The sequence below is a fragment of the Promicromonospora aerolata genome, from assembly GCF_042682255.1.
GTDB classification, from domain to species: Bacteria; Actinomycetota; Actinomycetes; order Actinomycetales; family Cellulomonadaceae; genus Promicromonospora; species Promicromonospora aerolata.
The window spans coordinates 1-20,266 of record NZ_JBHUHF010000001.1; the positions used below are offsets into that span (position 1 = coordinate 1).

Below are 20,266 nucleotides of genomic sequence, written 5' to 3' on the forward strand. Positions count from 1 at the left end.
GCTCGCGCGCAACGACGCGTTCCGCGACCACTGGGCAGCCAGCCGCGCACGCCCGAGTCGTGGCGGGCGTACCGCAGCTCGTTCGCCCCCGAGTGGTCGTTCGTGGTGGTGGACGAGTCGTGGCGGTACCAGGGGTCCGAGCGGAGCAGCCGGGCGACGCGACCGTCGCGCCGGGCACGCCCTACGTCGTGGGGCTGCACCTGGCCGCGCGGTACGAGCACGACTGGGAGTCGCAGGGGTACACCGCCGGGTACACCGACCTGCTGGGCGTGCGGCGCGACTACCGTGGCCGGCGCATCGCGGTGGCGCTGCTCACGCACGCGATGCGCGTCTTCGCGGACGCCGGCATGCAGCAGGCCGAGCTCGACGTGGACACGGACAACCCGACCGGCGCGACCGGTCTGTACGCACGGCTCGGCTTCACCAAGAGCGACGGCTCCACCCTCTTCACCATCGAGCTCTGACTTCACGTCGAGCACGTCACATCGAGCACCTCATCCAGCAGCACTTCATCTAGCTCTGAGCAGCCGGAGAGATCATGACCGTGGACACCCCGCACCTCGCCCCCATCGCCGAGCGCGCGGCCGCGCCGGCGGCCCTGCCCCTGCCCACGGCGGGCAACCTGACCTGGCGCGCCGCGACCCGCGAGGACGCGCCCGCCTGGCTGGCGCTGCGCAACCACATCGCCCGGGCCGACGCCGAGCCGTACGCGGAGACCCTCGAGGAGATCGAGGAGCTGTTCGAGGGCGCGTGGGGGGACATGGCCGCCGATTCCCTGCTCGGCTTCTCCACCGGTACGGCGGACGACGGCGCCCTGGTCGCCTGGGCCCAGGTCGAGTGCCCGCCCGGTGACGTGACGCAGGTCCGCGCCTTCTGCTGGGGTGGGGTGCACCCGGACCGGCGCGGCGAGGGCATCGGCCGTGAGCTGCTGGCCTGGGAGGCGGGCCGCGCCCGGCAGCTGCTGGCGGCGTCGGGCAAGGAGGTGCCCGGGCGGATCGGGGTGTTCACCGACGACGGGCCCGCCGGCAAGCACCGGTTGTACGAGCGGGCTGGGTTCGAGGTGCGCCGGTACTACTCCGACCTGGCTCGGCCGCTGAGCGGACCTGACGCGGGGCCCGTGCCGGACGTACCCCTGGCGGGCTCGCTGCGGCTCGTGCCCTGGTCGAAGGACCTGGACGAGGCGACCCGGCTCGCCCACAACGACGCCTTCCGCGACCACTGGGGCAGCCAGCCGCAGACTCGTGAGCAGTGGGCCCAGCGCGCCTGCTTCGCGCCCGAGTGGTCCTTCCTCGTGGTGGACCCGGAGCCGGACGTCGACGCGTTGCTGGCCTCGCCGGACACCGACCCGGAGACGGCCGCCGTGCTGCGTGCCGGGCAGCCCCTCGTGGTGGGCTACGAGCTGGCGGCGCGGTACACGGAGGACTTCGCCGTGCGTGGCTACACGTTCGGGTACACGGACATCCTGGGGGCGCGCCGTGCCTACCGAGGTCGCAAGGCCGCCCTCGCGGCACTCGCCGCGGGAATGCGGGCGTTCGCCGCCGACGGCATGCAGTACGCGGCGCTCGACGTCGACACGGCCAACCCGAGCGGCGCGCACGGCCTCTACGCGAGCCTCGGCTACGTCAAGACGTCGGGATCGCGGATGTACTCGATCGAGCTCTGAGCCGGGGCGCTGCGCCGGGCGCCGTCAGCGCCCGGCGAGGCGCTGGCGCCGGGCCTCGTAGAGCACCACGGTGGCGGCGTTGGCCGCGTTGAGCGAGCTGGCCGAGCCGGTCATCGGGATGCTCAGCGTCACGTCGGCCGCGTCGCGCCACGCGCGGGTCAGACCGTCGGTCTCGCTGCCGACCAGCAGCAGGACCGGCTGGGTGAGGTCGAACGCGGACACGTCGGCCTCGCCGCCCTCGTCCGTGGCCACGACGACTATCGGGAGGCCGGCGGCGCGGCGCTCCTCGACCCAGGAGACTACCGCCGCGGGGGAGGGGCTCCGCACCACCGGCATCGCGAAGAACGATCCGGTGGTGGCGCGCACCGCCTTGGGGTCGTAGGCGTCGGCCGAGTGGCCCGTGGTGATCACGCCGTGCGCCCCGAACGCGTCGGCGGACCGGATGACCGCGCCGATGTTGCCCGGCTGCGTGGGCCGGTCGAACACGACCCCGAGCAGGTCCTGGCCCGCCTCGATGCGGTTCAGGTCGTCGGGCCGCATCGCGACGACGGCGAGCAGCTCGGCCTCGTCCTTCTCGGCCAGCTCGGCGAGGAGGTCGGGCGACATCTTCACGTGCTCGGTGTGCGGGTGGGCCGCGAGCAGGTCCCTGGCCCACTGCGAGAGGCGGCGCTCGCCGTCGTACAGCAGGGCCTGGATCTCCCAGCCGTGCTCGACGGCCATCGTGATGGGGCGCACGCCCTGCACGATGAACTGCCCGGCGCGATGCCGCTTGTTGCGGTTGGTGAGCAGGGTCTGCAACTGCTGGAAGCGCGCGTTGCGCAGGGAGATCCGGGTGGCCACACCCCCATCCAACACCGTTTCCCGGTCAGCGCCGCAGCAGCCGCTCCATCGCCGCCCGTGCGCGCTCCGAGCCGAACAGCTCGGCCGACCCGGTGACGGCGTCGTCCACGTGGGCGTCGAAGCGGGTCAGCACGTCCTCGTTGAGCAGCGCCTTGGTCGCCGTCAGGCCCTGCGGGTCGCCCGCCGCGAGGTCGGCCAGCACGGCGTCGACGGCCTGGTCGAGGTCGGCCGACGGCACGGCCTGCGTCACCAGCCCCCAGGCCGCGGCCTCGGCGGCGGTGAACTGCGCACCGGTCAGGAAGGTGCGGGACGCGGCGCGCGGCGTCATCCGCGGCAGCACGGCGAGCGAGATGACGGCGGGCGCGAGCGCGAGGCGGGCCTCGGTGAAGGCGTACGTGATGTGGTCGGCGCTGATCGCGACGTCGCACGCGGCGACCAGCCCGATCCCGCCGCCCGCACCGGCCCGTGCACGCGCGCCACGACGGGCTTGGGCAGGGCGAGGATGGTACGCAGCACCTCCGCGAGCCGCCGTGCGGAGCGGCTCATCCCGTCGGCCAGCGCCTCCGTGAGATCGGCACCGGAACAGAACGCCGGGCCGTTCGCGGCCAGGACCACGGAGCGGACGTCGTCGTGCGCCGCACGATCCAGGGCGGCATCGAGCTGGTCGAGCACGGCGTACGAGAGCGCGTTGCGACGCTCCGGGGCGTCGAGCGTGATCCGGGCGTACGGCACGGTTGGGGCGTCGGCCTGCTCGGGCTCTACGACGTCGTAGGCGACCTGACTCTGGTTCGGCATGGGAAGTCCTTCGGGTGGGGGCCTGGCGCGATGAGGTTAATGGTGGTTAACCTCAGTGGCATGCCTAACATGCATACCTCACCAGAGAACCCGGAGCACACCAAGCTCCGGGACGCGGTCCGGGACTTCGCCGACCGCGAGATAGCGCCCCACATCGCCCGATGGGACAGGGAGAGTCGCCTGCCCGTCGAGGTGGTGCACCAGATGGGAGAGCTGGGCCTGTTCGGCCTGACCGCCCCGGAGGAATACGGCGGGTCCGACCTCGGGCTCACCGGGCTCAGCATCGCCGTCGAGGAGATCGGCCGCGTGGACCAGTCCGTCGGCATCACGCTCGGAGCCGGCGTCGGCCTCGGGGTGGGAACCCTGCTGGCCTACGGGACCGAGGAGCAGAAGCAGACCTGGTTGCCCGACCTTGTCGCGGGCCGCCGCCTCGGCGCCTTCGGCCTCACCGAACCCGGCGCGGGCAGCGACGCCAACGCCATGAGCACCACGGCGGAGCTCGTCGACGGCGAGTGGGTCATCAACGGCGCCAAGCAGTTCATCACCAACTCCGGAACCCCCATCACCAGCCTCTGCACCGTCGCGGCGCGCACGGGCACCCTGCCCGACGGGCGGCCCGAGCTCAGCGCCATCATCGTGCCCACCGACACCCCCGGGTTCATCGTCGAACCCCTGCACGACAAGATGAGCTGGCGTTCCTGCGACACCCACGCCCTGCGGTTCGAGAACGTCCGCGTCCCCGAGGCGAACCTGCTCGGCGTACGCGGCAACGGGTTCAAGCAGCTCATGATCTCGCTCAACACCGGCCGGGTCGCCGTGGCCGCCCTGGCCACCGGGTGCATCCAGGCGATGCTCGACCTGAGCGTGGAGCACGCGGGCGTGCGCCCCACCTTCGGCGGGCCCATCGGCCGCAAGCAGGGCGTGGCCTTCCAGATCGCCGACGTCGAGGTGATGCTCCAGGCCAGCCGGGCGCTCACCTACCGGGCAGCGGCCCTGAAGGACGGCGGCGCGCCGCTCGACGAGTTCCGCCGCGCCTCGTCCGTCGCCAAGCTCTACGCCACGGAGTCCGCCGTGACCGCCACGCGCATCGCGGCGCAGGTGTTCGGCGGCTACGGCGTCATGGAGGACGGCCCCATCGCCCGCTTCTACCGCGACGCGAAGGTCCTGGAGATCGGCGAGGGCACCTCCGAGCTGCAGCGCATGCTCATCGCGCGGGGCCTGGGCCTCCCCGTCGAGTAGTCAGGGGAGCAGGGCCGCGCGGGCCATCGTCGTGAGGATACCGCGCATCGTGGTGCGGCCGATGCGGGCGCTGTGCGGGGTCGAGTTGAGCAGGCCGAACGCGGCCTGGACGGCCGCCCGAGCCTGCGGGCCCGACAGGTCCGGCCGCAGTGGACGCAGCGCGTCGCACCACACGTCGACGTAGGCGAGCTGGCGCTCGCGGACCTGTCCGCGGGCGTCGGCCCCGAGCGCGCCCCACTCCCGTTCCTGCACGACGATCAGCGCCGGGTTGTCGAGCGCGAAGTCGGCGTGCCGGGCGATCAGGGCCTCCAGCGCACCCTCGGGTGCGGCATCCGGTGCGGACAGCAGCTCCCGTGCCCCGGCGAGGAGCTGGTCCGACGCGTGCAGGAGGCACTGCCCGAGGATGTCGTCCTTGCTCGCGAAGTGCTTGTACAGGGCTGGTCCGGAGATGCCGACGGCCGCACCGATGTCGCCCATCGAGACGCCGTGGAAGCCACGGGCGGCGAACAGGTCGGCTGCCGTGCTCAGGATCTGCTGCCGGCGCGGGGTCACGGGAGCAGTCTAGGAGCGAGCGATCGGCATCTGTCAGAGTGTCCGGAGCCGGAGTGCCGGAGCAGCATGAGCGGATGAAGGAGTCCCACATGTCCTACGAACTTCCCGCCGTCACCCCCCGCCCGCAGGTGGCGCCCCAGACCGCGTACCTCGTCGCCAGCGGCGACCTGCGCGAGTCGGCGAACCAGGCGGGCTGGCCCACCCAGGCCGCCATGGAGGCCGACCTCACGGCGGCCTTCGCCGAGCTCGGCTGGACGGTCGTGCGCGCCAACGACGTCGACCCCGCCACGGGCCACGGGTTCATCAGCTCGCAGCGGATGGGGCTCGAGGTGTTCCGCTCGGTCCCGCCGGAGGCGCCGCTGATCGTGGCAGAGGCGGTGTGGCAGTACAGCCACCACGTGCTGGCCGGCCTGCGCACGCACCAGGGCCCGATCCTGACCGTCGCGAACTTCGTGGGGGACTGGCCGGGCCTCGTGGGTCTGCTCGGCCTGAACGCCGGGCTGACCAAGATGGACAAGCCGTACTCGACGATCTGGAGCGTGGACTTCACGGACCAGTGGTTCCGGGACGGCCTCCGGCAGTGGCTGGACACCGGCCGCATCGAGCACGACGCGTCGCACGTGACCGACGCACCGGACCTGCCCGCAGGGCCCCAGGTCGACCTCGGGCGGGCGCTCGCCGACCAGCTGCTGCGCGACAAGGCGATCATCGGCGTCTTCGACGAGGGCTGCATGGGCATGTACAACGCGATCATCGACGACGAGCTGCTGGGCCCGATCGGCATCTACAAGGAGCGGCTGAGCCAGTCCGCGCTGTGGGCCGAGATGCAGCAGGTGCCCGACGGCGAGGCCGACGCCGTGCAGGCGTGGCTCGAGGGCGCGGGGATGACGTTCCGCCTCGGGCAGGACGAGGCCACCGAGCTCACCGCCGCACAGCTGCGCTGGCAGCACAAGATGTACGTCGCCGCGCTGCGCATCGCCGACGACTTCGGGCTGGACGCCGTCGGCATCCAGTACCAGCAGGGGCTGAAGGACCTGAGTCCCGCCTCCGACCTGGCCGAGGGCCTGCTCAACAACGTGGTGCGCCCTCCGGTCACCTCGCGCGACGGTGCCCGCGTGCTCTGGGACGGCAAGGCGCTGCCGCACTTCAACGAGGCCGACGAGGGCGTGGCGGTGGACGCGCTGGTGACCAACCGGCTCTGGACCGCGATGGGCCTGGACCCGGCCACGACCCTGCACGACGTGCGCTGGGGCGAGGAGTACGACGGGCGGTTCGTGTGGGTGTTCGAGATCTCGGGCTCCGTGCCGCCGTCGCACCTGGAGGGCGGCTACGCGGGCGCCCAGGGGTGGCGGCAGAACCCGGTGTACTTCCCGCTCGGCGGCTCCACCGTCAAGGGCGTCTCCCGGGCCGGCGAGATCGTCTGGTCCCGCGTCTACATCGCCGGCGGGCGCCTGCACGTCGACCTGGGGCGCGCCACGGCCGTCACCCTGCCCCCGGAGGAGACCGAGCGTCGCTGGCAGGCCACCAACCCGGAGTGGCCGATCATGCACGCCGTGCTGCACGGGGTGAGCCGGGACCAGTTCATGGCGCGGCACAAGGCCAACCACCTCAACGTGGCCTACGCCCCGGACGCGGCGACCGCCGACGACGCGCTCGTCGCCAAGGCGGCGTTCTTCGCAGGGCTGGGCGTCCAGGTGCACGTCTGCGGAGAGGTCGCGGCGCTCGCGCGACCCGCAGGGGGTTAACGATCATTAACCAGCGGACTATGCTGCGGCACATGGCCACCGACACCGGCGTTGGACCGGATCTACGCACTCTCACCGCGCAGCTGCGCGAGCGGCTGGCGCGCGTCCGCGAGGGCGGCTCGCCCGCCGCTCGCGAGAAACACACGGCGCGCGGCAAGCTGCTCGCCCGCGACCGCGTGGACCGCCTGCTCGACCCCGGGTCCGCGTTCTTGGAGATCGGAGCCCTCGCGGCCTACGACATGTACGGGGGTGAGTGGGCGGTACCCAGCGCGGGGATCGTCACGGGCATCGGCCGCATCGCGGGCCGCGAGTGCGTGATCGTCGCCAACGACGCCACCGTCAAGGGCGGCACCTACTACCCGGCGACGGTCAAGAAGCACCTGCGCGCCCAGCAGGTCGCCGCCGAGAACCACCTGCCCTGCGTCTACCTCGTCGACTCCGGCGGCGCGTACCTGCCGATGCAGGACGAGGTGTTCCCGGACCGCGAGCACTTCGGGCGCATCTTCTACAACCAGGCGAACCTGTCCGCACGGGGCATCCCGCAGGTCGCGGCCGTCATGGGGTCCTGCACGGCGGGCGGCGCGTACGTGCCCGCGATGAGCGACGAGGCGGTCATCGTCCGCGACGAGGGCACCATCTTCCTGGGCGGGCCGCCCCTGGTCCAGGCGGCCACCGGTGAGGTCGTCACCGCGGAGGAGCTCGGCGGCGGCGTGGTGCACACCACGACGTCGGGCGTCGCGGACCACCTGGCCGACGACGACGCGCACGCCCTGCGCATCGTCCGCGAGATCATCGCGACCACCACCGGCGCGGCGCCGGCCCCGAGCCTGGACCGCGAGGAGCCCGAGGAGCCCGAGCTGGGCCCCGACGGCCTCTACGACGTGCCGTCCGACCCGCGCACCCCGTACGACGTGCGCGACGTGATCCGCCGGATCGTCGACGGCTCCGAGCTCACCGAGTTCAAGGCCCGCTACGGCGAGACCCTGGTGTGCGCCTTCGCCCGCATCGACGGGTACCGGGTGGGCATCGTCGCGAACAACGGCATCCTCTTCTCGGAGTCGGCGCTCAAGGGCGCCCACTTCGTCCAGCTGTGCGACCAGCGGCGCATCCCGCTGATCTTCCTGCAGAACATCGCCGGCTTCATGGTCGGCAAGGAGTACGAGCACCGCGGCATCGCCAAGGACGGCGCCAAGCTGGTCACCGCCGTGGCCTGCACCTCGGTGCCACGGTTCACCGTGGTGCTCGGCGGCTCGTTCGGTGCCGGCAACTACGGCATGAGCGGCCGCGCCTACGATCCCCGGTTCCTGTGGATGTGGCCCGGGGCCCGCATCTCCGTCATGGGCGGCGAGCAGGCGGCGTCCGTCCTCGCGACCGTGCGCCGCGACCTCGCCGACGCCCCCGCCGCGGAGGTCGAAGCGTTCAAGGACCCGATCCGTGCCCAGTACGAGGCCCAGGGCAACCCCTACTACGCCACCGCCCGCCTCTGGGACGACGGCGTGATCGACCCCGCCGACACCCGCCGCGTGCTGGCCCTCGGCCTCGCCGCTGCCGCCAACGCCCCGATCGCCGAGCCGTCCTACGGCATCTTCCGGATGTGAGCACCCAGTGATCCGAACCCTCCTGATCGCCAACCGCGGCGAGATCGCCCTGCGGATCATCCGCACCGCGCGCCGCCTCGGACTGCGCACCGTCGCTGTCTACTCCGACGCCGACCGCGCCGCCCCCCACGTCCGTGCCGCCGACGTGGCGGTACGGATCGGCCCGACCCCGGCCGCCGAGTCCTACCTGTCGATCCCCGCCCTGCTCGCCGCCGCCAAGGAGAGCGCGGCCGACGCCGTGCACCCCGGCTACGGGTTCCTGTCGGAGCAGGCGGACTTCGCGCGTGCCGTCCTCGGCGCCGGACTCACCTGGGTCGGCCCACCGCCCGACGCGATGGACGCCCTGGGCCGCAAGGACACGGCGCGCGAGATCGCCGACCAGGCAGGCGTTCCCGTGCTGCGAGCGATCCCGCTGCAGCAGCAGGCGGACGCCGACGGAGCCGACCTCACCTTCCCCCTGCTGGTCAAGGCCGCCGCCGGCGGTGGCGGCAAGGGAATGCGCATCGTCCACGAGGAGCACGAGCTCGGCCCGTCCGTCGCCGCCGCCCGCCGCGAGGCCGCAGCCGCGTTCGGCGACGACACCGTGCTGCTGGAGCGCTACATCGAGCGCGGCAGGCACGTCGAGGTGCAGATCCTCGCCGACGAGCACGGCAACGTGCTGCACCTGCACGAGCGCGACTGCTCCGCCCAGCGCCGCCACCAGAAGGTCCTGGAGGAGGCGCCGGCGCCCGACCTCGACCCGACCCTGCGCGACGCGCTGCACGGTTGGGCCGTGGCCCTGGCCCGCGAGGCCGGATACACCGGTGTGGGAACCGCCGAGTTCCTCGTGGACGTGGGCGCAGGCCCCGGCGGCGCCTGGTTCCTCGAGATGAACACCCGACTCCAGGTCGAGCACCCCGTCACCGAAGAAGTGGTCACCGTGCGCGGCGAGCGCATCGACCTCGTCGAGCAGCAGCTCCGCGTCGCGGCCGGCGCCGAGCTCGGCTTCACGCAGGACGACGTCGCCGTCGTCGGCCACGCGATCGAGGCGCGCGTCTACGCCGAGGACGCCTTCAACGGATTCCTGCCGCAGGCGGGGACCGCCACCCACGTGCGCTGGCCCGGTGCCACCGCCGCGGTGCGGGTCGAGGCGGGCATCGAGGACGGCACCGTCGTGCCCGCCGCGTACGACCCCATGATCGGCAAGGTCGTGGCCATGGGCCCCGACCGGGAGACCGCCCGGCGAGGGCTGGTCGACGCGCTCGACGCGACGGCGATCGGCGGCCTGGTCACCAACACCGGGTTCGTGCGGGCGCTCGCCGACTCCGACGCCTTCCGCGACGGCGACGTGCACACCGCGTGGCTCGACACCCACCCGCTACCGGCGCCCGACCCGGGGCCGGCGCTGGTGGCGGCGGCCTGGTCGGTGGCGGCGGCCGCGGTGCCGAACGGTGGCGGATGGCGCCTCGGCGGCCCGCCCGCCGACACCTGGGTCGAGCTGGACGACACCGTGCTGCGCGTGAGTACTGCCCGCGGCGAGGTGCGCCGCGAGGGCGAGCCGCCGACGTCGTGCCGGGCGGTGGGCGACGGGCTGCTGGAGCTGGGCGGGGCGACCGTACGGTTCGCCGTCGACGTGGGCCCACGGTCGGTGGAGGTGAGCACGCGCGGGCACACGTTCCGGTTCGTCCGGCCGGGTGCCACGCGTGCGGCACGGGCAGAGCTGTCCGACGGCGTGGTGCTCGCCGCGATGCCCGGTGTGCTGGCGCGGGTCGAGGTGCACGACGGCGACGAGGTGACCACCGGGCAGTCGCTCGGTGTGCTGGAGGCGATGAAGATGGAGGTGGCGCTCGCGGCGCCCGCTGCCGGTGTGGTGCGCGTCCGCGCGGCGGCGGGGGAGCAGGTCGCGGCGCGGCAGGTGCTCTTCGAGGTGGAACCGGCAGTGGTGGAACCGGTCGTGGACGGACCGGAGGCGACCGATGACTGAGCTCCGTCGCCCCCAGGTGGTACCCGACCCGAGCCTGCCCGACCGCGTGACGATCTACGAGGTGGGACCGCGCGACGGCCTGCAGAACGAGAAGGCGGTGGTGCCCACCACGGTCAAGGTGGACCTGGTCGAGCGGCTGCTCGACGCCGGCCTACCTCTCGTCGAGGCCACCAGCCTGGTGCACCCGCGCTGGGTACCCCAGCTCGCCGACGCCGAGGAGGTGCTCGGCGCACTGGTGGACCGGCTCGGCGACCGGGCCCGCGACCTGCCGGTGCTCGTGCCGAACGAGCGCGGCCTGGACCGCGCCCTCGACCTCGGCCTGCGGCACGTCGCGGTCTTCGCCAGCGCCACCGACTCGTTCGCGCGCCGCAATCTGAACCGGACCCTCGACGAGCAGTACGCCATGTTCGAGCCGGTCATGACGCGCGCCCGTGCGGCGGGGACGCGGGTACGGGCGTACGTCTCGATGTGCTTCGGCGACCCGTGGGAGGGCGACGTGCCGATCGCGCAGGTGGTCGCGGCGGGCAAGCGGCTCATGGACCTCGGGGCGGAGCAGCTCTCGCTCGGCGACACGATCGGTGTCGGCACGCCGGGGCACGTCGTCGCGCTCCTGGACGCGCTGAACGAGGCCGGCCTGAGCGACGACGTGCTGGCGCTGCACGCCCACGACACCTACGGGCAGGCGCTCGGCAACGTCGCCGCCGCGCTGCGGCACGGGGTGACCACGTTCGACACGTCGGCGGGCGGGCTGGGCGGCTGCCCGTACGCGGAGTCGGCCACCGGCAACCTCGCCACGGAGGACCTGCTCTGGATGCTGGACGGGCTGGGGATCGCCACGGGGGTTTCCATGCCGCGCCTGGTGGAGACCGGCGGCTGGTTGGAGGGCCACCTGGGGCGGCCCTCACCGAGCCGGGTGCTGCGGGCGCTGCAGCCGTAGCGCGCGGTCGCGAGCCGTGGCCGATCGCAGGGCTGACCTGGGTGGATGTGATGTGCGCGACGACGGGGTTCGCCCGGCGGAGATCGAGCGTAGGGTCTCAGATGTGACTCTGAAGATTGGCTACAAGGCGTCCGCCGAGCAGTTCGGGCCGCGCGAGCTGGTTGAGCTCGCAGTACGCGCCGAGGAGGTGGGACTGGACAGCGCCATGGTCTCCGACCACTTCCTGCCGTGGCGCCACGAGGGCGGCCATGCGCCGTCGGCGCTGGCGTGGCTCGCTGCGGCGGGGGAGCGCACCTCCCGGATCCAGCTCGGCACGAGCGTGCTGACCCCGACGTTCCGCTACAACCCGGCCGTGATCGCGCAGACGTTCGCGAGCCTCGCGCTGCTCACCGAGAACCGCGTGCTCCTCGGTGTCGGCACGGGCGAGGCCCTGAACGAGACGGCGGTCTCGGGCCGCGAGTGGCCCGAGTTCAAGGAGCGGTTCGCTCGCCTGCGCGAGGCCGTGCAGCTCATGCGGGCCCTCTGGACCGAGGACTCCGTGGACTTCAAGGGCGACTACTACGAGCTGGTCGGCGCCCAGATCTACGACCGGCCGGAGAACCCGGTGCCGGTCTACGTCGCGGCGGGCGGACCGCTCGTGGCGAAGTACGCGGGGCGTGCGGGCGACGGTTTCATCTGCACGTCGGGCAAGGGCATGGACCTCTACACGGAGAAGCTGCTGCCCGCCGTCGCCGAGGGCGCGGCCAAGGCGGAGCGCTCCGCGGACGGCATCGACAAGATGATCGAGATCAAGATCTCCTACGACCGCGACGCCGCCGTCGCACTCGAGAACACCCGGTTCTGGGCGCCGCTCTCCCTGACGCCCGAGCAGAAGCACAGCGTCACCTCGGCCACCGAGATGGAGCAGCTGGCCGACGAGCTGCCGATCGAGCAGGTCGCGAAGCGGTGGATCGTCGCGTCCGATCCGGAGCAGGCCGTCGAGATGATCAAGCCCTACGTCGACGCCGGCCTGAACCACCTCGTGGTCCACGGCCCCGGCCACGACCAGGAGCGGTTCCTCACGCAGTTCAGCGAGGACGTGCTGCCGCGGCTCAAGGAGCTCTGACCTGCCCGTCCGGGTGCCTCACGGCCGCACGACCCCCGTCTCGTACGCGAGGATGACCAGCGCTGCGCGGTCCCGCGCGCCGAGCTTGGCGAGCAGCCTGCTCACGTAGGTGCGTGCGGTGGCCGGGCTGAGGTAGAGCTCGCGGGCGATCTCGTCGTTCGTGAGCCCCCGGCCCAGCTGCTGCAGCACCTCGCGCTCGCGTTCGGTGAGCCCGGCGATCCGGTCCGCGGCGGGCCGGGGCGCCGGGCTCTCGGCGACCGCGCGCAGCACGGTGGCCGTCACGCCGGGGTCGAGCAGCGCCTCGCCCGCCGCGACCACGCGGACGGCGCGGCGCAGCTCGACCGGCGCGATGTCCTTGAGCAGGTAGCCGGCCGCCCCGGCGCGGATCGCGTCGAACACGTGCTCGTCCTCGTCGAACGTGGTCAGGATCAGCACCCGCACGTCGGCCAGCGCGGGGTCGGCGACGATCTCCCGGGTGGCGGCGAGCCCGTCCAGGCCCGGCATGCGGATGTCCATGAGCACGACGTCGGGCCGGAGCTCCCGTACCCGGGACACGCCGGAGCGGCCGTCGGCAGCCTCGCCGACGACGGTGATGTCGCCGTCGCTCTCCGCCAGGGCACGCAGCCCCGTACGCACGAGCTCCTGGTCGTCCACGAGCACGATGTTGATCATGGGTGTCACGTCTCCAGACGGAGGGGCAGGTCTGCGGCGACGCGGAACCCGCCGCCGGGGGCGTCGTGCGCGGTGACGCTGCCGCCGAGCAGGGTCACCCGTTCCCGCATGCCCGAGAGCCCGGACCCGGGCACGAGAGCGGAGCCGGCGCCCCGGCCGTCGTCGGACACCACCACCACGAGACGGTCGTCGGCGGCCCGGGCCGACACCGTGACGCGGGTGGCCGCCGCGTGCCGCAGCACGTTCGTCAGGGACTCCTGCACGACGCGGTACGCGGCGGCGCCGATGGCGCCGTCGAGGGCGTCGTCCGGCACGTCGAGGGCGACGTCGACGACGAGACCGGTCGCGCGCGCCGAACGCGCCAGGGCGTCGACGCCCGCCAGACCGGTCGGCGCGACGGCGTCCTGCGCGGGTGCGCCGGCCGGCCCGCGCAGCACCCGCACGGTCGAGCGCAGCTCGTGCAGCGTGCCCGACGTCGCCTCCCGCACGTGCTCCAGGGCGCCCCTGGCGGCGTCGTCGTCCCGGCCCACCGCCTCGGTGGCCACCCCGGAGTGCAGGGCGATCACGGACAGGTTGTGTCCCACCACGTCGTGCAGGTCGCGCGCGATGCGCAGGCGTTCGGCCTGCAGACGTTGCTCGGCGGCGCGGGCCTCGTGCACGCGCGCCTCCCGGGTGAGCCGGACCGCCACGCCGAGCGCGATCGCGGCCGCGACCAGCGCCACGTCGGTGACGAGCTCGTACGGCGTCAGAGCCTCCTCGGGTGTGTTGCCCACTGTTCGGTAGTAGGTCGAGACGGCGATCAGCGCGGTGCCCGCACCGACTGCCCAGCCGGTACGCCGCATCTCGGCCGCCGAGTACAGCGCCGCGACCGCGGGCAGCGCCATGCCGATGGGCGCGAACTGGAACGTGTAATACCCGAACACGGCCAGCACCGTGACCACGAGGACGGTGCGCGGCGCATGACGGCGCAGCAGCACCAGCGCCCCGAAACCCACCGCGAACAGGTACGCCCCGGGCCCGGCGTGCCCTACGGCGTCCGGATCCGCCGCGATGACCACCGCGACCACCAGCGCCATGGCAAGCCCCAGGGCGATGTCGGTGACACGTGGGTCGACCGTTCGCGGGACCGCGCTCTGCTCTGGCACACGGACACCCTACGGACCGCGGGGGCCCAGGGCATCAGGGTCGGTGTCGCCTCCAGGCGACACCAGGAGACGATCCAGGGCCGATGTGGCGCCCCGTGGTCAGCGGGCACCGTCGAGGCATGACATCACCACGGTTCACCGACCAGCCCCCACCCGCCGGCCCGACCATCCCCGTCCCCTGGGCAGTGATCGCCGGCCTTGCCGCCATGGCCCTCCTCTGGCCGCTGAGCGGCCTCACCGGCCTCTTCGGCACCGGCGCACCCCGCGCGCTCACCATCGTCGGCATCACCGCCGTCGTGTGGATCGCGGTGGTCGGCCTCGGCCGCGTACCGCGGCCCGTGCTCACCCTCACCCTGACCGGCGTGGCCTACGGCCTCGTCACCGTCCTGCTCGGGCTGCTCGTGCCCGCGCTCGGCGGGTTCGGCGGCCCCAGCGGGGCCGCGTGGACCATGATCCCCGAGCTGATCATGAACGCGCTCTGGGGCGCGCTCGCCGGCCTGGCCGCGGCCGGCGTGCAGCGGCTGCGGGAGGCGGGCCGATGAGGCGCGCCCTCACCGCCGCGATCGCCGCGGGCGCCACGGCGCTCGCCCTCGCCGGCTGTGCCCTGGTCCCCGGCTCGGTCAGCTCCGTCGACGAGGCGGAGTTCACGAACGAGCTCGCCATCCCGCCCCTGGCGCCCTCGAAGGTCGTGGACGGCACGCGCGTCTTCTCCCTCACGGCGCAGGAGGGCGTCACCGAGTTCCGCCCCGGCGTCAAGACGCGGACGTGGGGCTTCAACGGCACCCACCTCGGCCCCACGCTCCGCGCCGAACGCGGCGAACGGGTGGCCGTCGAGGTCGCGAACGACCTCGACGAGCCGACCAGCGTGCACTGGCACGGCATGCACCTGCCCCCGGAGATGGACGGCGGGCCGCACCAGGAGGTCGACCCGGGCGGCACCTGGCGCCCGACTTGGGAGATCGACCAGCCCGCCGCCACCCTCTGGTACCACCCGCACCCGCACGGCGCCACGGAGAAGCACGTCTACCGCGGCCTGGCGGGCATGTTCCTCCTGGACGACGACGCCTCGCGCGCCGCCGACCTGCCCGACACCTATGGCGTCGACGACATCCCGGTGATCGTGCAGGACAAGGTCATCGACGACGACGGGCAGCTCGAGCTCGAGGACGACACCGGCGAGCCGGGCACGCTCGGCGACGTCGTCATGACCAACGGCACCATCGGCGCCTACCAGGAGGTCACCACCGAACGCGTGCGGCTGCGCCTGCTCAACGGGTCGACGGCCCGCACGTTCCAGCTCGGTTTCGCCGACCGCGAGATGGACCTCGTCGCCACCGACGGCGGGCTGCTGGACGCACCGGTCCGGCTCGAGCACGTGCGGCTCGCACCCGGCGAGCGCGCCGAGGTGATCGTGCGGATGGAGCCGGGGGAGACCACGCGCCTGCACTCGTTCGAGGCCGACCTGGGCGGCGTCGTCGTCCCGTTCGCGATGGGTGGCAACGACGCGTTCGACGTGCTCGAGCTGCGCGCCGCCGACCAGCTCGCACCAGCACCCGAGCCCGCCTGGGAGAAGTCGGTCCACGCGGAGCAGGACGCGCTGCACGAGGACGACGCGACCGTGACGCGCACGTTCGAGCTCGACGACCGCAAGATCAACGGCCGGAGCATGGACGTGGGCCGCATCGACGAGGTGGCGGAGGTGGGCAGCACCGAGATCTGGGAGGTGCGCAGCACCGTGCCCATGCCTCACAGCTTCCACGTGCACGACGTGCAGTTCCGCATCCTGTCGATCGACGGCGACCCGCCACCGCCCGAGCTGGCCGGGCCCAAGGACACCGTGTACCTCGAACCGAGCACCACCTACCGGCTCCTCATGCGGTTCGACGACTACGCCGACCCGGACGTGCCCTACATGTACCACTGCCACATGCTCATGCACGAGGACGACGGGATGATGGGCCAGTTCGTCGTCGTCGAACCGGGGCAGGAGGCGGGAACGCCACCCAGCCACGGACGCGGCGCGGGCAGGAGCGACGACGCGGACGCGCACCAGGACCACCACTGAACCTGTGGCACGCTCGTCCGGTGACCCTCTCGCTACCCGCCCGCATCACGCACGTCCTGCTCGACCTCGACGGCACCCTCACCGACTCCGCCCCCGGGATCATCGCGTCCCTGCGCGTCGGGTTCGCCGACGCCGGCTTCGACGTCCCGACCGACGCGGTACTGCGCACCTTCGTCGGCCCGCCGCTCGGGGCGAGCATGACCGGCATCGGCCTGTCCGACGCCGACGCCGCCACCACGATCGCCGCCTACCGGCGCGACTTCGAGCGGCACGGCATGTTCGACAACTCCGTGGTCCCCGGATTCCCCGAGGCGCTCGCGGAGCTGCGCGCGGCGGGGGTGACGCTCCTGGTCGCCACGGCCAAGCCGGAGCACTACGCGCGGCAGATCGTGGAGCACTTCGGGCTCGACGGCTATCTGACCGGCGGCCTTGACGGCGTCCACGGCGCCGCGGGCGAGGCCGCCGGCGTGGTGGAGGGCAAGGAGGTGGTGGTCGAGCGGGCGCTCGCGCACGCGGTGGAGCTCGGCGCCGATCCCGGCCAGGTCGTCATGGTGGGCGACCGCGAGCACGACGTGCACGCTGCCGCCCACCATGACGTGCCCACCATCGGGGTGACCTGGGGCTACGCGGCGCCCGGCGAGCTGGAGGCCGCCGGCGCCGCGGCGATCGCCACGACGCCGGCGGAGCTGCGCAAGCTCCTCACGAGCTGACTCACATGCGCCGCCGGTAGGCCCAGGCGGCGAGCGGGGCCAGGACCACCAGGGCGATACCGCCCCACAGCAGGGTCATCGTCACCGGCTCGGAGACCGGTCCGCCGAGCAGCAGGCCGCGGCTCGCGTCGATCGCATGGCTCACCGGGTTGATCTCGGTCCAGGCCTGCAGCCAGCCGGGCATCGTCTCGGCGGGCGCGGCCATGCTCGTGCCGAACACGAGCGGGAACGGCAGCAGGAACGCCACGGTGCTGACCATGCTCTCGTTGCGCAGCAGCACGGCCACCAGCACCGTGAGCCAGCTGAGCGCGAAGCCGAACCCGATGGTCAGGGCGATCGCCCCCAGGGCGGACGGCAGGTCCGTCTCGACCCGGAAGCCCAGCAGGTAGCCGAGGCCGAACAGCATGGCCACGGCCAGCGGGTACCGGACGGCATCGCCCAGCACCGAGCCGAGCAGCGGCGCCGAGCGCGCGATCGGCATGCTGCGGAAGCGGTCGAAGACCCCCTTCTTCATGTCGAGCACGATGCTCAGGCCGGTCGAGACCTGCCCGGTCAGGATCGTGGTGAGCACCAGCACCCCCGGGAAGACGTACTGGAGGTACTCCTGGGACGACCCGCTGACGGCGCCCCCGAAGAGGTAGACGAACATCAGCAGGAAGATGACCGGCATGATCAGGGCGTCCAGGAGCACGCCCGGGTTGCGCCGGGTCTTGGTGAGGCTGCGCCCCGCGAGGGCGAAGCCGTGCCGGAGCAGGGGCCACGGCCGCGGCTCGGCCGGGACGGCCCGGGGGGCGGTCGTCGGTCGGGTGGTTGTCTCGGTCATGCTGTCTCCCTCGTCTCGGTCACGTCGTGGCCGGTCGTCCCGGTGAGGCTGAAGAACACCTCGTCGAGGCTCGGCAGCCGGAGCGCGAGCTCGGCGACGTCGATCCCGGCGACGCCCAGGGCGCCCACGACGTCGGTGAAGGCCTGCGCGGTGTCAGCCGGCGTGGTGAGGGCCCCGCCGTGCAGGTGGTCGGCGGGCCGTCCGGTCACCCGCTCCACCACGCGGGCGGCGGCGCCGAGCCGGTCCGGGTCCGAGGGACGCACGACGATGGTCCGGCCTCCGACCAGCTGCTTGAGGCCCGCGGGGGTGTCGTGCGCGATCACCCGGCCGTGGTCGATCACGGTGATCTCGTCGGCGAGGGCGTCGGCCTCCTCGAGGTACTGCGTGGTGAGCAGCACGGTGGCGCCGTCGTCCGCCAGCGAGCGGATCGTGGCCCAGAGATCCTCACGCTTGCCCGGGTCGAGGCCGGTGGTGGGCTCGTCGAGGAACACGATCTCGGGGCGGCCGATGAGGCCCGCCGCGAGGTCGAGCCGGCGCCGCATGCCCCCGGAGTACGTCGAGACCCGCTGGCCACCCGCGTCGGTCAGCCCGAGCTGCGCCAGGAGCGCCGTCGCGCGGCTGCGGGCGGCGGTGCGCGACAGGTCGAGCAGCCGGCCGAGGAGCACGAGGTTCTCGGTGCCGGTCAGGTCCTCGTCGACCGTGGCGTACTGGCCGGTGAGCCCGATCATGCGGCGTACCCGCGCGGCGTCCCGGACCACGTCGAGCCCGCCGACGACGGCCCGGCCCGCGTCGGGTCGAAGCAGGGTCGTGAGGATCTGGATGGCGGTCGTCTTGCCGGCGCCGTTGGGCCCGAGCACGCCCAGGACCGTCCCGCGGCGGGCGTGCAGGTCGATGCCGCCCAGCGCCGTCGTGCGCCCGTACCGCTTCACCAGGCCCTCGGCCTCGAACGCGTAGCTCACTGGTGCGCTCCTTCCGTGCCGGTGCCGGTGCCGGTGCCGGTGCCGGTGCTCGGCGCGACGCCGTGGACGCCGGCGAACAGGTCCGTGGGGTCGTACCGGCGCTTGACGGCCGCCAGGCGGGCGTAGGTCCGGGGCGGATAGGCCGCAGCCACGTCGTCGGGCGTGTCCGAGCCCTGAAAGTTGAGGTAGACGCCGGTCCCGTGACGGGCGACGGCGGCCCACGGGGCCAGCGCGGCGTCGGCGTCGGACTCGGTGGCGTCGGGCGGGAGGAAGGCCGCGCCGACGATCATGGCCTCGGCGTCGCGGTGCGCGAACGCGGTGGCCTCGGCCGGTACCCGGCCGAACGCGCCGCCGAGGCTGCGCAGCACGATGGAGAGCCCGCCCCGGTAGGCGGCGACGGCGGCGTCGACCACGTCGTCGTCCAGGGTGCGGACCAGCACGTTGCGGGACAGCAGCCGCCCGCCCGGCGGCTGATGGGCGTCCGCGAGGACATCGGCGTAGCGCATCACCCGCACGTCGTCCGTCAGCACCTCACCGATGGCCCGCAGCGGGCCGACGGCGCGCAGGGGTCCCGCGGCGTCGTCCGCGTAGCAGAGCGTCACCATGGCCGTGGGCGGACCGCCGAACATCGGGGGCAGCAGGGCCAGGGTGCTGGTGAGGGACTCGGGCGCGGCGCGCATGTGGTCGCGCCAGGCCGTGACCAGCCGTACCGGGTCGTCGACGCGGTAGGTGAGGGTGCCGAAGTGCACCAGGGGCACCCGCTCGGCGACGAAGTCGAAGCTGACGACCACCCCGACGTTGCCGCCGCCGCCGCGGATCGCCCAGAACAGGTCGGCGTGCTCGTCCGCGTCGGCGTCCAGGACCCGTCCGTCCGCGGTGACGACCCGGACCGCCACGAGGTGGTCGATCGCGAGGCCGTGCTTGCGGACCATCCAGCCGATCCCGCCGCCGAGCGTCAGCCCGCCGACGCCGACGCTCGCCGTGTCGCCGGCGGTGAGACCGAGCCCGTGGGGAGCGAGCGTCCGCAGTACGTGGCCCCAGCACGCACCGGCGCCCACCCGCACCAGGCGGTCGTCGGGGTCGCCGCCGGGCGGGCCGACGAGCTCGACCGAGTCGAGACGTGTCAGGTCCAGGACCATGCCGCCGTCGTTCGTGGCGGACCCGAGGAGGCCATGGCCCCCGGACCGGACCGACAGGGCCAGACCCTCCCGTCGCACGTGCGCGACCGCGGCCGCGACGTCGTCGGCGTCTCGCGGCCGGACGACGAGCGCCGGTTTCCCGCTCGCGAAGAAGGTGGTCGCCGCGGCGGCATAGCCGTCGTCGTCGGGCAGCAGGATGTCGCCGCGCAGCTGGTTCCGCAGGTGCTCGTGGGTCACCGGTCACTCCTCGGTCGTCGGTCGGTTCGATCCCGATCCTGCGCCGATCGCCGCACGTTCTCGTCGTCCGACGGGTGAC

18 protein-coding genes and 1 pseudogene are annotated in these 20,266 nt (G+C 73.2%); 11 read left to right on the forward strand and 8 right to left on the reverse strand.

The window, feature by feature from the left end; all coding sequences use genetic code 11:
• Nucleotides 1-119 precede the first annotated feature (119 nt).
• Both ACFSL2_RS00005 and ACFSL2_RS00010 read left to right on the forward strand, forming a co-directional pair.
• Nucleotides 120-464 (forward strand): GNAT family N-acetyltransferase, encoded by a 345-nt coding sequence (locus ACFSL2_RS00005; RefSeq protein WP_377195899.1) that lies wholly within the window; start codon nt 120-122, stop codon nt 462-464.
• A gap of 74 nt (nt 465-538) precedes the next feature.
• The gene (locus tag ACFSL2_RS00010) at nt 539-1,663 is read left to right on the forward strand and encodes a GNAT family N-acetyltransferase (RefSeq protein WP_377195900.1); all 1,125 of its coding nucleotides are present in this window, start codon (nt 539-541) and stop codon (nt 1,661-1,663) included.
• A 24-nt stretch (nt 1,664-1,687) separates the two neighbouring features.
• Here the strand turns inward: ACFSL2_RS00010 and ACFSL2_RS00015 are convergent, their stop codons facing one another.
• Together ACFSL2_RS00015 and ACFSL2_RS00020 are read right to left on the reverse strand one after the other, a co-directional pair.
• Complete coding sequence (locus ACFSL2_RS00015; protein WP_377195901.1) at nt 1,688-2,503, reverse strand: TrmH family RNA methyltransferase; 816 nt, start codon at nt 2,501-2,503, stop codon at nt 1,688-1,690.
• A 25-nt stretch (nt 2,504-2,528) separates the two neighbouring features.
• Nucleotides 2,529-3,298 (reverse strand): annotated as a pseudogene (locus ACFSL2_RS00020) (enoyl-CoA hydratase-related protein).
• Between the two features lie 69 nt (nt 3,299-3,367).
• Here ACFSL2_RS00020 and ACFSL2_RS00025 point away from each other — a divergent pair.
• Nucleotides 3,368-4,537 (forward strand): acyl-CoA dehydrogenase family protein, encoded by a 1,170-nt coding sequence (locus tag ACFSL2_RS00025; protein ID WP_377200745.1) that lies wholly within the window; start codon nt 3,368-3,370, stop codon nt 4,535-4,537.
• On the opposite strand, the gene ACFSL2_RS00030 is transcribed toward ACFSL2_RS00025, so the two are convergent.
• Nucleotides 4,538-5,089: a TetR/AcrR family transcriptional regulator gene (locus ACFSL2_RS00030; protein WP_377195902.1), complete on the reverse strand. Its 552-nt coding sequence runs from the start codon at nt 5,087-5,089 to the stop codon at nt 4,538-4,540.
• A gap of 89 nt (nt 5,090-5,178) precedes the next feature.
• On the opposite strand from ACFSL2_RS00030, the gene ACFSL2_RS00035 reads away from it, so the two are divergent.
• From ACFSL2_RS00035 to fgd, 5 genes are all read left to right on the forward strand, one after another.
• A complete protein-coding gene (locus tag ACFSL2_RS00035) occupies nt 5,179-6,834 on the forward strand; it encodes a fucose isomerase (protein ID WP_377195903.1) in 1,656 nt (551 codons plus the stop codon).
• 32 nt (nt 6,835-6,866) lie between these two features.
• On the forward strand, nt 6,867-8,432 hold the full coding sequence (locus tag ACFSL2_RS00040; protein WP_377195904.1) for a carboxyl transferase domain-containing protein: 1,566 nt from the start codon (nt 6,867-6,869) through the stop codon (nt 8,430-8,432).
• A 7-nt stretch (nt 8,433-8,439) separates the two neighbouring features.
• Nucleotides 8,440-10,395 carry an ATP-binding protein gene (locus tag ACFSL2_RS00045; protein ID WP_377195905.1) on the forward strand — a complete coding sequence of 652 codons (1,956 nt, stop codon included), beginning with the start codon at nt 8,440-8,442 and terminating at the stop codon, nt 10,393-10,395.
• The gene (locus tag ACFSL2_RS00050) at nt 10,388-11,332 is read left to right on the forward strand and encodes a hydroxymethylglutaryl-CoA lyase (RefSeq protein WP_377195906.1); all 945 of its coding nucleotides are present in this window, start codon (nt 10,388-10,390) and stop codon (nt 11,330-11,332) included. Before ACFSL2_RS00045 ends, ACFSL2_RS00050 begins: the two co-directional genes overlap by 8 nt.
• A gap of 103 nt (nt 11,333-11,435) precedes the next feature.
• Entirely contained in the window at nt 11,436-12,437 is a 1,002-nt protein-coding gene (fgd, locus tag ACFSL2_RS00055; RefSeq protein WP_377195907.1) for a glucose-6-phosphate dehydrogenase (coenzyme-F420), read from the forward strand.
• 18 nt (nt 12,438-12,455) lie between these two features.
• Here the strand turns inward: fgd and ACFSL2_RS00060 are convergent, their stop codons facing one another.
• The gene (locus ACFSL2_RS00060) at nt 12,456-13,109 is read right to left on the reverse strand and encodes a response regulator (RefSeq protein WP_377195908.1); all 654 of its coding nucleotides are present in this window, start codon (nt 13,107-13,109) and stop codon (nt 12,456-12,458) included.
• A gap of 5 nt (nt 13,110-13,114) precedes the next feature.
• Nucleotides 13,115-14,254, reverse strand: coding sequence for a sensor histidine kinase (locus ACFSL2_RS00065; RefSeq protein WP_377195909.1), 1,140 nt, complete (start codon nt 14,252-14,254; stop codon nt 13,115-13,117).
• A gap of 119 nt (nt 14,255-14,373) precedes the next feature.
• On the opposite strand from ACFSL2_RS00065, the gene ACFSL2_RS00070 reads away from it, so the two are divergent.
• From ACFSL2_RS00070 to ACFSL2_RS00080, 3 genes are read left to right on the forward strand one after another with little or no spacing between them, the layout of a single operon-like run.
• Nucleotides 14,374-14,796 carry a hypothetical protein gene (locus ACFSL2_RS00070; RefSeq protein ID WP_377195910.1) on the forward strand — a complete coding sequence of 141 codons (423 nt, stop codon included), beginning with the start codon at nt 14,374-14,376 and terminating at the stop codon, nt 14,794-14,796.
• The gene (locus tag ACFSL2_RS00075) at nt 14,793-16,319 is read left to right on the forward strand and encodes a multicopper oxidase family protein (RefSeq protein ID WP_377195911.1); all 1,527 of its coding nucleotides are present in this window, start codon (nt 14,793-14,795) and stop codon (nt 16,317-16,319) included. Before ACFSL2_RS00070 ends, ACFSL2_RS00075 begins: the two co-directional genes overlap by 4 nt.
• A 20-nt stretch (nt 16,320-16,339) precedes the next feature.
• A complete protein-coding gene (locus tag ACFSL2_RS00080; protein ID WP_377195912.1) occupies nt 16,340-17,029 on the forward strand; it encodes an HAD hydrolase-like protein in 690 nt (229 codons plus the stop codon).
• A gap of 1 nt (nt 17,030) precedes the next feature.
• Here ACFSL2_RS00080 and ACFSL2_RS00085 read toward each other — a convergent pair whose 3' ends face one another.
• The 3 genes from ACFSL2_RS00085 to ACFSL2_RS00095 are packed head-to-tail and all read right to left on the reverse strand — an operon-like array spanning nt 17,031 to nt 20,187.
• Complete coding sequence (locus tag ACFSL2_RS00085; RefSeq protein ID WP_377195913.1) at nt 17,031-17,852, reverse strand: ABC transporter permease; 822 nt, start codon at nt 17,850-17,852, stop codon at nt 17,031-17,033.
• Entirely contained in the window at nt 17,849-18,811 is a 963-nt protein-coding gene (locus tag ACFSL2_RS00090) for an ATP-binding cassette domain-containing protein (protein WP_377195914.1), read from the reverse strand. Before ACFSL2_RS00090 ends, ACFSL2_RS00085 begins: the two co-directional genes overlap by 4 nt.
• Nucleotides 18,808-20,187 carry an FAD-binding oxidoreductase gene (locus ACFSL2_RS00095; protein ID WP_377195915.1) on the reverse strand — a complete coding sequence of 460 codons (1,380 nt, stop codon included), beginning with the start codon at nt 20,185-20,187 and terminating at the stop codon, nt 18,808-18,810. Before ACFSL2_RS00095 ends, ACFSL2_RS00090 begins: the two co-directional genes overlap by 4 nt.
• Nucleotides 20,188-20,266 lie beyond the last annotated feature (79 nt).